The organism is Rossellomorea sp. RS05 (assembly GCF_039822645.1).
GTDB classification, from domain to species: domain Bacteria; phylum Bacillota; class Bacilli; order Bacillales; family Bacillaceae_B; genus Rossellomorea; species Rossellomorea marisflavi_B.
Genome location: NZ_JBDKWY010000008.1, coordinates 144,705 through 159,164, shown reverse-complemented (window position 1 = coordinate 159,164; position 14,460 = coordinate 144,705). Strand labels below are relative to the sequence as shown.

Annotated in this window: 19 protein-coding genes; 8 read left to right on the top strand and 11 right to left on the bottom strand. The window is 47.6% G+C overall.

The annotated features are described in order from the left end of the window. Positions 1–133: 133 nt before the first annotated feature. The 7 genes from ABJ225_RS18390 to motA all read right to left on the bottom strand — a co-directional run bounded on the left by ABJ225_RS18390 (position 134) and on the right by motA (position 6,225). Positions 134–1,069: a siderophore ABC transporter substrate-binding protein gene (locus tag ABJ225_RS18390; protein WP_347321290.1), complete on the bottom strand. Its 936-nt coding sequence runs from the start codon at positions 1,067–1,069 to the stop codon at positions 134–136. A gap of 29 nt (positions 1,070–1,098) precedes the next feature. Beyond that, positions 1,099–1,860 carry an iron ABC transporter ATP-binding protein gene (locus tag ABJ225_RS18385; RefSeq protein WP_218245145.1) on the bottom strand — a complete coding sequence of 254 codons (762 nt, stop codon included), beginning with the start codon at positions 1,858–1,860 and terminating at the stop codon, positions 1,099–1,101. Then, on the bottom strand, positions 1,857–2,807 hold the full coding sequence (locus tag ABJ225_RS18380; RefSeq protein ID WP_347321289.1) for an iron chelate uptake ABC transporter family permease subunit: 951 nt from the start codon (positions 2,805–2,807) through the stop codon (positions 1,857–1,859). Before ABJ225_RS18380 ends, ABJ225_RS18385 begins: the two co-directional genes overlap by 4 nt. Continuing rightward, entirely contained in the window at positions 2,800–3,750 is a 951-nt protein-coding gene (locus ABJ225_RS18375) for an ABC transporter permease (protein WP_079515375.1), read from the bottom strand. Before ABJ225_RS18375 ends, ABJ225_RS18380 begins: the two co-directional genes overlap by 8 nt. A 554-nt stretch (positions 3,751–4,304) precedes the next feature. Next, positions 4,305–4,481 carry a hypothetical protein gene (locus ABJ225_RS18370; protein ID WP_309517994.1) on the bottom strand — a complete coding sequence of 59 codons (177 nt, stop codon included), beginning with the start codon at positions 4,479–4,481 and terminating at the stop codon, positions 4,305–4,307. Between the two features lie 174 nt (positions 4,482–4,655). After that, positions 4,656–5,447, bottom strand: a complete 792-nt coding sequence (gene motB / locus ABJ225_RS18365; protein WP_218245141.1) for a flagellar motor protein MotB — start codon at positions 5,445–5,447, stop codon at positions 4,656–4,658. Then, positions 5,434–6,225 carry a flagellar motor stator protein MotA gene (motA, locus tag ABJ225_RS18360; protein ID WP_056533013.1) on the bottom strand — a complete coding sequence of 264 codons (792 nt, stop codon included), beginning with the start codon at positions 6,223–6,225 and terminating at the stop codon, positions 5,434–5,436. Before motA ends, motB begins: the two co-directional genes overlap by 14 nt. A 152-nt stretch (positions 6,226–6,377) precedes the next feature. On the opposite strand from motA, the gene ABJ225_RS18355 reads away from it, so the two are divergent. Then, positions 6,378–6,563, top strand: a complete 186-nt coding sequence (locus ABJ225_RS18355) for a histidine kinase (RefSeq protein WP_218245140.1) — start codon at positions 6,378–6,380, stop codon at positions 6,561–6,563. Between the two features lie 51 nt (positions 6,564–6,614). Here ABJ225_RS18355 and ABJ225_RS18350 read toward each other — a convergent pair whose 3' ends face one another. After that, positions 6,615–6,992, bottom strand: coding sequence for a DnaJ family domain-containing protein (locus tag ABJ225_RS18350; protein ID WP_218245139.1), 378 nt, complete (start codon positions 6,990–6,992; stop codon positions 6,615–6,617). Between the two features lie 130 nt (positions 6,993–7,122). On the opposite strand from ABJ225_RS18350, the gene ABJ225_RS18345 reads away from it, so the two are divergent. Continuing rightward, complete coding sequence (locus ABJ225_RS18345; RefSeq protein WP_218245138.1) at positions 7,123–7,290, top strand: hypothetical protein; 168 nt, start codon at positions 7,123–7,125, stop codon at positions 7,288–7,290. A gap of 38 nt (positions 7,291–7,328) precedes the next feature. Here ABJ225_RS18345 and hmpA read toward each other — a convergent pair whose 3' ends face one another. Continuing rightward, positions 7,329–8,501, bottom strand: a complete 1,173-nt coding sequence (gene hmpA / locus ABJ225_RS18340; RefSeq protein WP_347321288.1) for an NO-inducible flavohemoprotein — start codon at positions 8,499–8,501, stop codon at positions 7,329–7,331. A 162-nt stretch (positions 8,502–8,663) separates the two neighbouring features. Between hmpA and ABJ225_RS18335 the strand changes: the two genes are divergently transcribed. From ABJ225_RS18335 to ABJ225_RS18320, 4 genes are all read left to right on the top strand, one after another. Next, positions 8,664–9,122 carry an RrF2 family transcriptional regulator gene (locus tag ABJ225_RS18335; RefSeq protein WP_218245136.1) on the top strand — a complete coding sequence of 153 codons (459 nt, stop codon included), beginning with the start codon at positions 8,664–8,666 and terminating at the stop codon, positions 9,120–9,122. Next, the gene (locus tag ABJ225_RS18330; RefSeq protein ID WP_347321287.1) at positions 9,119–9,277 is read left to right on the top strand and encodes a hypothetical protein; all 159 of its coding nucleotides are present in this window, start codon (positions 9,119–9,121) and stop codon (positions 9,275–9,277) included. The genes ABJ225_RS18335 and ABJ225_RS18330 overlap by 4 nt, the downstream gene beginning before the upstream one ends. 41 nt (positions 9,278–9,318) lie before the next feature. Beyond that, on the top strand, positions 9,319–10,551 hold the full coding sequence (locus ABJ225_RS18325) for an aminopeptidase (protein ID WP_309517998.1): 1,233 nt from the start codon (positions 9,319–9,321) through the stop codon (positions 10,549–10,551). A 120-nt stretch (positions 10,552–10,671) separates the two neighbouring features. Then, positions 10,672–11,049 carry a hypothetical protein gene (locus tag ABJ225_RS18320; protein ID WP_347321286.1) on the top strand — a complete coding sequence of 126 codons (378 nt, stop codon included), beginning with the start codon at positions 10,672–10,674 and terminating at the stop codon, positions 11,047–11,049. A 1-nt stretch (position 11,050) separates the two neighbouring features. Here ABJ225_RS18320 and ABJ225_RS18315 read toward each other — a convergent pair whose 3' ends face one another. Together ABJ225_RS18315 and ABJ225_RS18310 are read right to left on the bottom strand one after the other, a co-directional pair. Next, positions 11,051–11,908 (bottom strand): alpha/beta fold hydrolase, encoded by an 858-nt coding sequence (locus tag ABJ225_RS18315; RefSeq protein ID WP_218245133.1) that lies wholly within the window; start codon positions 11,906–11,908, stop codon positions 11,051–11,053. Further along, a complete protein-coding gene (locus ABJ225_RS18310) occupies positions 11,878–12,597 on the bottom strand; it encodes a DUF6944 family repetitive protein (RefSeq protein WP_347321285.1) in 720 nt (239 codons plus the stop codon). Before ABJ225_RS18310 ends, ABJ225_RS18315 begins: the two co-directional genes overlap by 31 nt. Positions 12,598–12,814: 217 nt before the next feature. On the opposite strand from ABJ225_RS18310, the gene ABJ225_RS18305 reads away from it, so the two are divergent. Together ABJ225_RS18305 and ABJ225_RS18300 are read left to right on the top strand one after the other, a co-directional pair. After that, positions 12,815–14,104, top strand: coding sequence for an MDR family MFS transporter (locus ABJ225_RS18305; protein ID WP_218245131.1), 1,290 nt, complete (start codon positions 12,815–12,817; stop codon positions 14,102–14,104). A 206-nt stretch (positions 14,105–14,310) separates the two neighbouring features. After that, positions 14,311–14,439 carry a DUF2639 domain-containing protein gene (locus ABJ225_RS18300; RefSeq protein ID WP_079514766.1) on the top strand — a complete coding sequence of 43 codons (129 nt, stop codon included), beginning with the start codon at positions 14,311–14,313 and terminating at the stop codon, positions 14,437–14,439. Positions 14,440–14,460 lie beyond the last annotated feature (21 nt).

Sequence of the window (14,460 nt, the reverse complement as noted above, 5' to 3'; positions counted from 1 at the left end):
CCAATCAACCTCTAGAAACAATGAAATATAAAAAAACCGAATTCATAAGCCTGATCTTGGCAAATGAATTCGGGTTTTACTATGACTAAAACACTCATGTCCAACCTCTTTGGAAATGGGTTACGATTCTCGATTAAAGTGCTTTTTTTGCATCCTCAATCATATGTTTCATGGATTGAAGACCACCACCTGATAGATACCATTCAGCTCCATTCAAGTAAATGATCCGGTCGTCATTAAAGGCCTGTGTCTTTTTGACAAGATCATTTTCGAACGATTCTTTGATGCTTGCTTTCGGATCGAATGCTGCGTCCCGGTCGATGACGAACAGAATACCAGGGTTCTGCTCCTTCACATATTCATAGGTTACCTTCTGACCGTGTGTAGATTTCTCGATTCCATCGTCAGCCGGTTTGAAACCGAAGACGTCATGGATGATCCCGAAACGGGACTCCGGTCCGAATGCGCTGATGTCCTCTGAACTTCCCATGATCACAAGGGCGTTGGAATCGAGGGACTCTGTTTCTTCCTGGATGCTTTTCACTTCTTTATCGACCTCTGCAAGCTCCTTCTTCATTTCATCCTCTTTGTTGAAGATCTTCGCAATGGTATTCATATTGCTTTTAAATGAATTCACATAATCCGTGCTGTCCACAGGGATATATACCGTCGGGGCGATATCGGCGAATTCATCATAAAGGTCCGCCTGGCGTGCAGAGATGAAAATCACATCGGGCTTCAAGGAATGAATGGCTTCGAAATCGGGTTCTTTCAGACTGCCGACATTGGTGTAATCGGAGTTTTTATAGTCCACGAGGTACGGAGGGACAGCCGCTTGCGGGACACCATTCACCTTAACACCAAGTTCATCAAGCGTATCGAGTACACCAAAGTCGAACACGACGACTTTATCAGGATTTTCTTTTACTTTCGCTTCTCCCAGTTCGTGTTTAATGGTGATTGTCTTGTCATCCGATGTAGCCGAAGAGGAGGATTGTTCTTTCTTTCCGCATGCCCCCAGTAAAAGTAAGATTGCCAGTGTTAAAGCAAGGAATGTCCATTTTTTCATGATTGATCTCTCTCCTTTTATATGTTTTTTTATGAATTGAAGTACACACAGATCCTGCAGTTGTCCACCTGCTGGACCGGTATGTCCATATCATAAATTTCCTTCAGGGAGTGCGTCTGGATGATCGACTGTGTCGGTCCCTCCTTGATGACTGCTCCGTCCTTCATAGCAACGATCCGGTCGGAATAGACCGAAGCGAAATTAATATCATGGAGGACGATGAGAACCGTCTTCCCCAACTCATCCACCAGCTTCCTGAGGATCTTCATGATTTGCACGGAATGCTTCATATCTAGGTTATTCAGTGGTTCATCGAGCAGGATATAATCTGTGTCCTGGGCAATGACCATGGCGATGAACGCCCGCTGTTTCTGGCCTCCCGACAATTCCTCGAGGTACCGATCCTGAAGCTCGTTCAGATTCATATACTCAATGGATTGCTGAACCATTTTTTCATCTTCTTCCGTCAGCCTCCCTTTTGAATAGGGGAAGCGGCCAAATGAGACGAGTTCTTTGATCGTTAAGCGTACATTCAAAAAATTGGACTGCTTCAGGATAGCTATCCGTTTGGCCATATCATTCGATTTGATCTTTTTACTATCATGCTGATCGATGATGACTTCCCCGCTGTCGGAATCCAGGAGTCTGCTCACCATTGAAAGTAACGTGGATTTTCCCGCACCATTCGGACCGATGAACGAAGTGATCTGCCCCTTTTGAATCTTGACCGACACATCGGCCACCACTTTTTTCTTCCCATACTTCTTCGATAACCCCCTGATCTCGATCATGATGACTTCGCCTCCTTCAATAGTAGATAGATAAAGTAAAGCCCTCCGATAAAGTTCACGATGACACTGAGGGTCGTTGAAAACGTAAAGATCCGTTCCACGAGCCATTGACCGCCTACCAGGGCAATGATGCTGATGATCCCGGCACCTGCGATCAGGATACCGTGACGGTACGTCTTGAACAGCTGGTAGCTGAGATTGGCAACGATGAGACCGAAAAAGGTGATGGGCCCCACCAGTGCCGTCGAGACAGCGATCAGGATCGACGACAGGACAAGCATGCTCCTCACCACTTTATCGTACGGAACACCTAGATTGATCGCCGTTTCCCTGCCCAGGGATACCACATCAAGTTCAGCCATTTGCCTCCATCCATATATGAGGACCAGGATGATGACACCCCCCGCCACCCAAACGAGGTCGGAACTGATATTGTTGAAGCTTGCAAACATCTTATCTTGCACACTCAGGAATTCATTCGGATCAATCAGTACCTGCAGGAACGAGGATATACTCTGGAAAAACGTCCCGAGTATGATGCCGATGAGAAGCAGGAAGTAGATCGGTTGCTTGCTCCCTTTGAACATGAGCTGATAGAGAAGCAAGGCAAACACGACCATGGCTGCGATGGATAGAAAGAAATTCGCGTTCTTATTCACAATCAGATAGTGACTCGACCCCAAGAAGAAAATAATGACCGTCTGTAGCAGCATGTAAAGGGAATCAAGTCCCATGATACTTGGGGTCAGAATCTTGTTATGGGTGATCGTCTGGAACACTACGGTGGAATAGGCAATGGCTACACCCGTCAGAAGCATGGCCAGCGCCTTCATCCCTCTCCGCGGCAGGGCATACTCATAGCTGCCATTCAGGCCGTAAAATAGGTAAGCCCCTATTGCCGCAATGGCAGCGACCGATAGTAGCATCAGTTTTGACCGATTACTCATATCCCTTCCTCCTTAAAAGCATGTAGAGGAAGATTGCACTTCCGATGACCCCGACCATCAGGCTGATGGAGATTTCATAAGGGAAGATAATGATCCTCCCGAGGATATCGCAGACTAGAAGAAAGATCGCTCCCACGATGGCCGTGTGAGGCAGCGTTCTCTGGAGGTGATCCCCTTTGAAAAGGGACACGATATTCGGGACGATGAGCCCGAGGAAGGGGATCATCCCCACGGTCAAAATCACGGTTACCGTCACGAGTGATGTAAGGATCAACCCGATGTTCACGATACTTCTGTAGGACATCCCCAGATTCTTCGAAAACTCCTCTCCCATCCCCGCAACCGTAAAGCGATTGGCGAAGAGATAGGCAAGTATGATGACCGGTACACTTATGTATAAAAGCTCGTATCTTCCCTTCATGATGAGGGAGAAATCCCCCTGCAGCCATGAAGACATATTCTGGATGAGATTCGCCTTGTAGGCAAAAAATGTCGTGACAGACGACAGGACATTCCCGAGCATCAGCCCCACCAAGGGAATGAAGACAGCATCTTTGAACTTGATCCGGTCGAGGATCTGCATGAACAGGAATGTACCCGCCATGGCAAAAGCAAACGCCACAAGAAGCTTCTCCATCGTGGATGCCTCGACAAAAATGATCATCGATACAAGGATCCCGAGCCTTGTCGCATCCATCGTCCCCGCCGTGGTCGGAGATACAAACTTATTCCGGCTCAGGCTCTGCATGATGAGGCCGGCAATGCTCATCCCCGCTCCTGCCAGTAGGATCGCCACAAGCCTCGGCAGCCTGCTGACCAGGAACACCTCCACCTCATCCGTCCTTCCACTGAGTAAATCCGCCGGCGAGATGCTGCTCACCCCGACAAATAAAGAAAGGGCTGAGAGGAGGATCAGTAAAATCAGTAAATATCTTTTTTTCAGTAGCACGATCATGTCATACCCTCAATCTTTCCTTCCTGTTTAATTGCAATTGAAAATCATTATCATTTGTATAACAATCATATTACAAGAGGGGATGATGAGCTGTCAACGACTAATTGAAAATGATTATCATTATTATTAGGGCTTTTTTCTTATTGCTCTTTTTAATGGAGATTGGCTTTTTGAGGAGTGATGAATGTGACGGGGATCGTTCCTTTTCGCTGCAGGCACTTGCTTTCCTGCGGGGTCTTGCCGCTCTTTTCCGCTGGAGTCAAGCGCCCACCGCTTCAATAAACTCTTCGGTTCTTATGTGGCGGGTAGTCCTATATAGTAGTGAGAAAGTCATTTACTTATGGTGGCGGAACGCCTTCTAACTAACTGATAAATTCATAAGGAATGTAGTGGGATTGCGTTCCTAATGAAACATGAACCCCATAGCCCCCTCCCCTATCACAGAGTGAAGTGCAGCGGAGGAAGTCCGACTCCTACGGGAATAGCGCGCAGGTTGAGTGAATTGAACAAGGAAAACATGATATGGAGTCAATCTGGTCTTCTTACTTTTTATCCGTTCGCAAATACTCCGGAATAAATAGGCCGCCTCCCAAGAAGAGAATGACCGAAATCACGCGAATGACATCATAATACTCACTGCCTTTGAAGAATGACACATTGACCACCAACCCAATTGCCCCAATCAATACAAGGATGAAGCCGATCCATCTTTTGAACACGTAACCCCCGCCTTTTCTGTTTTAGATGCCTATGTTCAACCATATAAAAATGGAAGATATTCTTAAAATTAGTTTATCATAGGATAAAGATTATTTGGATACTATTTCCTTTTTTTTCATTTCAAACAGCAAACATAAAAACCGCAAGCACCGGGCTTGCGGTCTACATTCTTATTATTCCTGCGTCACTCTCGGCAACACCAGAACTTCTACGCGACGGTTTTTCCCGCGACCCTCTGCTGTCGAGTTATCTGCAATGGGTTCGAACTCCCCGAATCCTTTGGCGCTGAACCATTCTGGTTCAAGATTCGGATTATCCAGAAGGATCTTCATGAAATTCACGGCACGCATGACGCTCAGTTCCCAGTTGGAATCATAGTTGGCCGTGCGGATCGGTACGTTATCTGTGTGCCCGCTGATGATGATATTCCGGGGAGGATTCATCACCAACAAGGAGGAAAGCTCTTTTGCCACATCTTGATCATTCCTCTCCACTTCAGCAGAACCTGAAGAAAAGAGGACGTTATCCCTGATCGTCAGAAGCAGGCCTTCATCCGTCAGTTTCGTGACAAACTGGAGCTGCAGATTATTGGTCTTAATGTACTGGTTGATCTTTTCCTGTACTTCACGCAGTTCTTCCTGATCTTGAAGAAAGGATTGTTTCTTGATATCTTCTTTGTCCACTGTCTTTTCTTCTTCCTTCTTGTCAGCAGCAGCTCCCTGCTTTTCCTTCTGATCGCTTGAATCCTGAGGGGCGACAGGACTTGGGTAATCCATCATCCCCGTGCCGCCCTTGAAGATTTCACTGAACACCTGGGATAATTCCTGGAATTTCTGTGCATCCACCGAACTCGAGGCATAGAGAACGATGAAAAGCGCCACAAGCAGGGTCAGAAGATCAGAGTAAGGCAGCAGCCAGGATTCGTCGATATGATCATCTTCCCGCTTCTTCTTACGCCGTCTCATCTTCTTCCTCCTTCATCAAGTTATACCGGTCCTTTGCAGGGAGATAGGAAGCCAGTTTCTGCTCGATAATTCGCGGTGACTCCCCTTCGATGATCGAAAGGATTCCTTCCACCGTCATCATTTTCAATTGGGATTCACGTTTCGATTTGCGCTTCAGTTTATTGGCGAACGGATGCCAAAGCACGTAACCCGTAAAGATCCCGAGGAGGGTCGCCACGAATGCGGCTGAGATTGCATGCCCCAATTCTTCCGTATTGTCCATATGACTGAGTGCGGCAATCAAGCCGATGACCGCTCCTAGAACCCCGAGGGTAGGAGCATATGTGCCTGCTTGTGAGAAAATCTGTGCACCCGCGCTATGACGCTCTTCCATGGCATCGATCTCTTCGTGAAGGACATCCCTTATGTAATCCCCCGTCTGACCGTCTATGGCAAGGGAAAGACCGTCCCTTAAGAACCGGTCATCGAGTTCCTGGATCCTTGCTTCCAATGCAAGCAGGCCTTCCTTCCTGGCAAGGTCCGCCATCTCGGAGAAAAAGGCGATGATTTCTTTCGGGTCCTGGGTGTTCTGTTCTTTAAAGAGGATCCCGAACAGCTTTGGTACTTTCTTGATTTCATACGTGGGAAAGGCTATGACCACGGAAGCCACGGTCCCCAACAGGATGATAAGGATGGCCGCAGGGTTGATGAGTGCCATGAGGCTTACCCCTTTGAAGACCATTCCGACTCCGATTGCAACCAATCCAAGTATGACACCTATAAATGACGTTTTATCCATCTGATCGCTCCACCTTATTCAACATAGTCTACTCCTAATATCGGACCCGTTTTACTTTTTTTGAGTAGGAATCCACTACTATTCATTTCTTGGCTGAGCGGAAGCGTTCTATGATAAACTAAGAGCAATGAATCAACAAAGGATGTGTCATCTTGAAACGTCGAATCATTACGATCCTGGCCATCATGATCCTTGTCGCCATCGCGGCAAACTGGATGGTCACTACCCAATACTCAGAACTGGAAGGAAGGGAACGTGCCCTGCTCATCGTTGGCGGCGCCCTGCTATCCGGCGTCATCTCACTTTTCCTGTTCCGTCCCGACGAACCGCGGAAATAAACAAAAAAGCATGAAGGAAAGGGTCCCTCTCCCTTTCCTTCATGCTTTTTCTCAGCCCATCAGCTTATCTTCAATGGAGCGCTGGTAGTCCTTGAATACAGATGAATTCGTCTTCACCCGCTTTTTCGATAGCATGGCATTGTACTTAAGCACCTTCTCATTCAGTTCCCTATGGAGCGACTTGGCTTCTATGTCGTCTTCACATGTACGGATCAAATCCTCGATCCTCATCATCTCACGCTTCAGTCCCGCCTCTTCCGTTGAATATCCGGCATTCTTCATCATCCGATGGGCCATCTTCAACTCTTCAGGAATTCCGGCATCATCATTCAGATCCATCGGTTTCCCGAAACCCGGAAGCTCATTGAACTCTCCATCCTGATAGGCCTTCCTGATCCGCTGCTCTGACATCAACGTTGAAAAATCCATTCCCATCCCTCCTTACTACCAGTATAGTCCATATTCACCTGAAGACTCATCCTCCATGCGAAGATTCCTTGACATATTTCCTTCCCTCCAAGTAAAAACTATCCTCATCCATCCATAAGGAGTGAAGAATATGTCACGCGGAAAAGCATTCGAATCAAAGAAAAAAGGCCATCCCGGTAAATTCCCGAATGGCGGGGAAGAAAAACCCCATTCTGAAAAACCTGCAGGCGATGAAGAATATATCGTGACACAGGAAGCGTTCAAGAATAGGGTCGATCAGGACGAGCATCGTCTCTGATCATGAAGAAAGGGTTCCGGAGCCGGAACCCTTTTTTCTTATGAATGCGTTTTTTCGACCTCTTCCACACTGGCGAGATCAAGACCAGGTCCGAAGAATTCATAATGGATCCTGGCAACAGGTACTCCGAGATGTTTCAACCTCTCAATGACAGCCTTCATGAATGGTACAGGACCACATACATAGTAGTCTGACCCATCACCCTCCAGATGCTCTTCCGATAGAGTCAGTGTCCCATACACAAAGGAACACTTCGCGTTGTGGTGACCTCTGATCATACTTTCTACTTCTGCTTTAAAAGAAAGGACCGCTTCATTCCGTGACGCATGGATGAAAGAGACCGGTCGGGCAGGCTGATTTCTATAGGCTGTTTCAAGCATGCTCACCATCGGGGTGATCCCGACTCCGCCGCTGATCAACACAAGAGGAGTGGTTTCTTGATTCAAGACGAAATCCCCTGCCGGTGCGCTCACTTCAAGCACATCTCCTTCCTTTAGATGATCATGGAGAAAGGCTGAGGCTGTTCCTTTCCCTTCCCTTTTCACTGAAATCCGGAAAAAGTTCGGATGGTGAGCACTTGAAAGGCTGTATTGGCGAATGTGGGAATAGGTTTCTCCAGGGATGTTCAAACGGACGGATATATACTGCCCGGCTTCATATTCCGGTACATCTCCTCCATCCTCCGGTTCAAGATAGAACGATGTGATCACATCGCTCTCCTTCACCTTCTTGGAAACGATGAAGGATTTGAAATCAGCAAATCCCGCTTTTTGACTCCGAGCCTGCTCGTATAATTCCTTCTCCACTCCTATGAATGCATCAGCTATGACTCCGTATGCATCCGCCCAGGCAGCGATGATGTCGTCCGTTGCGGCTTCACCAAGGACTTCTTTGATGGCCCGCATCAGATGTTCTCCCACAATCGGATAGTGCTCGGCCCTGACGCCGAGGCTTCTATGTTTGTGTCCGATCTGCTTGACGACGGGGAGGATGGTGTGAAGCTGATCGATGTTCTGTGCAGCTGCGTAGACGGCGTTGGCCAGGGCGGTTTGCTGGCGCCCCTGTTTTTGATTGGAATGATTGAAGATATGGAGAAGTTCAGGGTGCTCGGTAAACAGGTTTTTATAAAATACAGTGGTGATGTCAATTCCTCTGGCTTCCAGGATCGGTGCCGTTGATTTTACGGTTTCAATGTTTTTTTGAGATAACATATCCTTCACCTCTAAAGATATATTTTTAATACATCTTTATAATATGCCAGCAACATTCTAAAAACAATATATAAAATACTTCTTTAACATAACATTCACATTTAGACATGCATGCATTCACTTTTGTATAATGAAGAACAAGGGAATGGAAGGGTGAGAGAGATGAGACTAACTTTATATACAGATTACTCACTGCGCATGCTGATTTTTTTAGCATCTAAACCATCGGATGAACTCTCGAATATCAAGGAAATCGCAGATGCCTACAACATTTCGAAGAATCACCTCATGAAGGTGACTTACGAGCTTGGGAAGATGGGCGTCATCGAGACGATCCGCGGACGGAATGGCGGTATCAAGCTCGCCCAGTCCCCACAGGATATCAATATCGGAACTATCGTCAGGAAGACAGAAGAGGACTTCCACTTGGTGGAGTGCTTCGATGCTGCCAACAACTCCTGTATCATCACGCCTGTATGCGGGCTTAAGCATGTACTGGGAAAGGCACTGAATGCCTATCTCTCAGTCCTCGATGAATATACACTGAATGACCTAGTCCGGAATCCCTTGGACTATCGCTTCCTCTTTCAAGAGAAGAACGAACCAGATCCATCCACATGAAAGAAGAGCTTTCCCGCGCCACATCAGGGAAGGCTCTTCTTTCATCATATAGCCGCTTTCCTCCTTTGAGTAAGCTTTTCAATTTCTTTCACACCTTTTGTACATACTATATTCAGGCGAAACATTTGCAAACCGGGACAGCACTGATAAAATAAGAATGTAAGTGAACATTCTGAAAAAAAGGGGATACATACACATGTCAAATTTCAACCAACATCTCGACAAATACGCCAGTCTTGCCGTTGAAGTCGGGGTCAATATCCAAAAAGATCAGACTCTTGTCATCAATACATCCATTGATGCAGCTGAATTCGTCCGTGTCATCGTCAAAAAGGCTTACGAAAAAGGCGCGAAGCATGTATACGTGGAATGGGGCGATGACGTCGTTGCCCGTACCAAGTATGAGCTTGCACCAGATGAAGCATTCAAGGAATTCCCATTCTGGCGTGCCGGTCAGGTGGAAGGTCTTGCAGAAGGCGGAGCTGCTTTCATGAGCGTCGTTTCATCCAGTCCTGACCTGTTGAAGGGCGTGGACCCAGAGCGCATCTCCAACTTCCAGCGTGCGGCAGGTGAAGCCATGTCCAAATACCGTCAGTACATCCAGTCCGACAAGGTCAGCTGGTGCGTCCTCGCAGCTCCTTCCAAAGAGTGGGCTGCCAAGGTATTCCCTGAAGCGCCGGAAGATGAGCAGGTAGACCTGCTTTGGAATGCGATCTTCAAGGCGGTCCGTGCCGATCAGGCAGACCCCGTACAAGCATGGAAGGATCACGATGCCAACCTTCATGAGAAAGTTGAATACCTTAATGGCAAGAACTATCAAAAGCTTCACTACACAGCCCCGGGTACCGATTTGACCATCGAGCTTCCTAAAGGTCATCTTTGGGTCGGCGCCGGCAGTGTGAATGAAGAAGGACATACGTTCATGGCCAACATGCCAACGGAAGAAGTGTTCACCGTTCCACTTAAGACAGGCGTAAACGGCACAGTGGCAAGCACGAAGCCATTGAGCTACGGAGGAAATGTAATCGATAAGTTCTCCGTCACCTTCGAAAACGGTCGGATCGTCGATGTGAAAGCTGAAGAAGGTGAAGACATCCTGAAGCGTCTCGTAGACACGGATGAAGGTTCACACTATCTTGGAGAAGTCGCACTGGTTCCTCACCAATCACCGATTTCACAGTCCAACGTATTATTCTACAATACGCTGTTCGATGAGAACGCGTCCAATCACCTTGCCATCGGAAGCGCTTATGCGTTCTGTATCGAGGGCGGCAAGAAAATGAGCAAAGAAGAGCTTGAAAAGAATGGATTGAACAACAGCATCACCCACGTCGACTTCATGATCGGATCTGATAAAATGAATATCGACGGAATCAAAGAGGACGGTTCCTCTGAACCGGTCTTCCGCAACGGCGGATGGGCGTTCTGATTTGTTTTCCTTAAGCCTGTGCATCTCTCTGATGCACAGGCTTTTTTATGAAAAATATGAACATAATGGAAATAGTTATGGTATTATAAAACCGATTGTTCTACAAAGGAGGATTCATTTATGTTCAAACGGGTTTCTCTTATGACCCTCACACTTGTAACGGCAGTCGGATGTATCTTGGTCGCTGCTTTGCACCCAACAGGCCCCAATACGGTTTCCTATGATGAGCCCCTTGGTGTATGGCTGTCGATTGGCATGACAGTCTTGCTGTTCATCCCGCTCCTTGTACTCTCATTCTTTGGCAACCGGATCGTGCGGATCATCTCATCGATCATCCAGATCCCTGTGGTCATCTCGTTTCTAGGAATCATACCCATCTCCTTCTTTTTCTCCAAAAGCATCGGAATGGGCCTTCTTGCCCTCTTCGGAGTGATCGTCAGCATCGCGAGCATCGTGGTCACCCTGAAGACCGGTCGATCCAGGGAAATAGCTTCCTAGTTCAACGTAGAAATGAGCACACGTACCGAGTGAACACCTCAGGTTCTTCAATATCGGGAAAATGAGCGCTTTTTGACAGGATGGTCAATGCACTATGCTGCAAGCGGTCGTGAATGAGGCTGGCTACAGGAATTCCAGTGTTGCGGTCAAACGCACCGACCAATATGAGGGCAGAATGGGGGATGTCCGATAGGCGTTCTTCAAGCGACGGACGGGAAGTGTCATCCTCCAATGCCCTCATCATGAGACCGGTGTTGACAAGGCCGCTTTCCTCCCACCACTTCCGATTCATCGCAGCGAGCGATGGATCCTGGAAGAGGAGCTTGTCCACCATTGCTGTATCGGCATGATTCCAAAGAGCTTGATATGTCTCGTCGATTGTGGCACCAGAACTGATCCCTGTTGCTCCCACCGATGCAAATCCTGCTATCTGTACGAGCTTCTGAAATGGTGATTGGATCATGCTAGGCGCAGAAAGAACAAGCCTATTCACGGTATGAGGAAGCGTATTGGCAATCTCCAATGCAAGCTCTGCACCGAAAGAATAACCGAGCAAATTGACCTTTTCCCATCCGAACAGTCGATGAAATTCTTTAAAATCCGCCACAAGATGGGAAATCTTATAGGCTCCATCATCCTCAGGTTTATCCGTCCTTCCACAGCCCCTTTGCTCATAATAAATAATCGTACGCTCCATTGCGATCATAGACCCTGCCGTCCGTTCAAACACATAGTGATTTCCTCCAGGACCTCCATGGATTACGACGACTGGCGTTGTACCCCTTTCAATCCCCTCCACCTTCACCCAATGGGATATCCCATTGATTGTTACCTGATATTCCCCGTTCTCTTTAAACATCCGTTGTCCCCCATTCTCAAGCCGTGTGACTTCGTGGTACCGGCACTCCTCATCTCCTCCCATATTGTACCATCTCCTTGATTAAAAGGGTACGCACGTTTTTCTTCTACGAGAAGTCCCTCTTCTTCATAACGCTTGGTCAGGGCAACGGCAGCCAAGAGGGCGCCGGCAACCTGAGCATAGCTTCCGAATGTGGTGACGGGTAGACCTTTCTCTTCGTCCCCTTTGATGATGAATACTTCCCCAATCCCTTCAAGGATACATCCAATAGTCTGAATCGTATTCCCCGAGACAAGCAGTTCGATATAGGGACCTTCAAGTAATGTCGCTCCGTATGCTTCAAGCCCTGCCCCCACAGCCTGAATCACGTCACCCTTCACGTCCAGAATGAGGCCTTCTTCTTCTTCACCGGCGATTTGCAATTCTGTCGCCACCACGTTGGTTGCATTCCCTCCTCCTTGAATCCATTCCCCGGCAATCCGTATCCGCTCCCCTTCCGTCCCGTCGAATACCCGCAATGATGCGGCTCCTTGGATTCCATTACCTGCTGCCTCAAAGCCGTTCCCTATGGAAACAAGACGCAAGCCCCTTTGTTCCCCTTTAAGAATCACCGTCTCGCCCACAGCCGCAATGACCGTCCCTGCGACCTGGACCCATGCTCCTGTCAAGATATTCACATAATGGTTCAAACGAGACGCCCCCTCCATGCTCCTTAGGCAGTATATTCACCCTGTAAAAAAACGACTTTGTACTATTGGGATCCTTGGAAATTGAATCCCCTTCACGAGTTATTTCGAAAAAGAAAAAATATACAATCAATTCAAAAAATCAATCTTGTTTCTTTCTACGGTGCAGGCTATGATTATCTAGTTCACCCAACCACCTTCATGAGGGGAGGAATCATACATGAGAATCAGGGATTGGGATCGGAATTTAAAAGTTCGTTTATTCGGGGAAGCGGCGATCAACATCACATTTTGGATGTTCTTCCCGTTTCTGACGATTTATTTTACAGAAGCATTCGGCAAGCAGACTGCCGGACTGCTCCTTGTGTTGTCACAGGTGTTCGCCGTAGGGGCCAACCTGATGGGCGGGTACTGCGCCGATCGATTTGGGAGGAAACGGATGATGGTCATCTCGGCATTCGGCCAAGGGGCCGGTTTCCTCGTCTTCGGCCTCGCCAGTTCACCCTGGCTCGATTCTGCTTTGATTGGATTCATCTGCTTCAGCCTCGTCGGGATTTTCGGTTCCTTTTACTGGCCGGCTAGCCAGGCAATGGTGGCCGATGTAGTGGAAGAGAAAGACCGGAGTCATGTTTTCGCCGTCTTTTATACCTCCATCAATATTGCGGTCGTCGTCGGACCGATTCTTGGCGGGATCTTCTATGTGAACTACCGATTTGAACTCTTGCTTGCAGCAGGTTTGATATGCGTGATGCTCTCAATACTGTTGTCAAAAATGACAAGGGAAACAGCACCGCGGGATGTCACCAAGCTGAAGGTCACGGCAGGAAACAATCAAGCGTGGTATCATGCGATCACGAATCAATTCAAGGATTATGGAGTTATCATGAAGGACAGGACGTTCCTGCTATTCATCGTAGCCGGCATCCTAGTAGGACAGACCTTTATGCAGCTTGATCTGCTTCTGCCCGTCTATATTAAGGACGTTGTGGATAACGTGACTCTCTTCTCGATCGGGGACTGGTCATTGACCCTTGTGGGAGAGCAGGTATTCGGTTTGATCCTATCGGAAAACGGACTCCTTGTCGCCCTGTTGACTGTTGTGGTCACGCGGTTCATTACCAGGTTTAGAGAACGGAATGTTTTCATTCTTTCATCCATCGTCTATGCAATTGCCATCTTTATATTTGGTATGACAAGCTCGGTCTGGGTCTTCATCTTCGCCATGGCCATCTTCACATTTGCCGAACTGATGACGGCCGGAATCCAGCAAACCTTTGTTTCTAAGTTGGCACCTGAAGATATGAGGGGACAATATTTTGCCGCGGCGAGCCTCCGGTACACTATCGCCCGGACAATTGCCCCCTTATCCATCACCTTGAGCCTTTATATCGGGTATGATTGGACCTTCGCCATCCTTTCCCTGCTTGCTCTCGGAAGCGGAGGCATCTTCTACCTCATGTTTAAACGGTTTGAGGATAAGCAGGAAGAAGTTAAAGCGCCCATAGAATAAATCTGAAGGGAATGGTCCTCTGTGATCATTCCTCTTTAGGTTATGTGAGCAGGCCATCCCCCTACACTTTCAGAAAATGCCGAATTCCATCCCCCCTTTTTTCCTGAAAATATGAATGATAGAATAGGCAACTGTAATAACGAATCACGGCTCAAAACCCGAGCCGGTCCGAGATTCCAACCATTCAACGAAAGGATGTTTTTTCAATGCATGTAGGAAGCAAAGGCTGGTACGTGGAAGAACTTAAAAAATCGGGCGTTCGACGCTACGAGGAACGTAAAGTCGAAGCCTATAAAAAACATGTTCTTGCAAATCTGCTTGAACGCTCAAAATAACAACCACCAGACGGAGCCAAC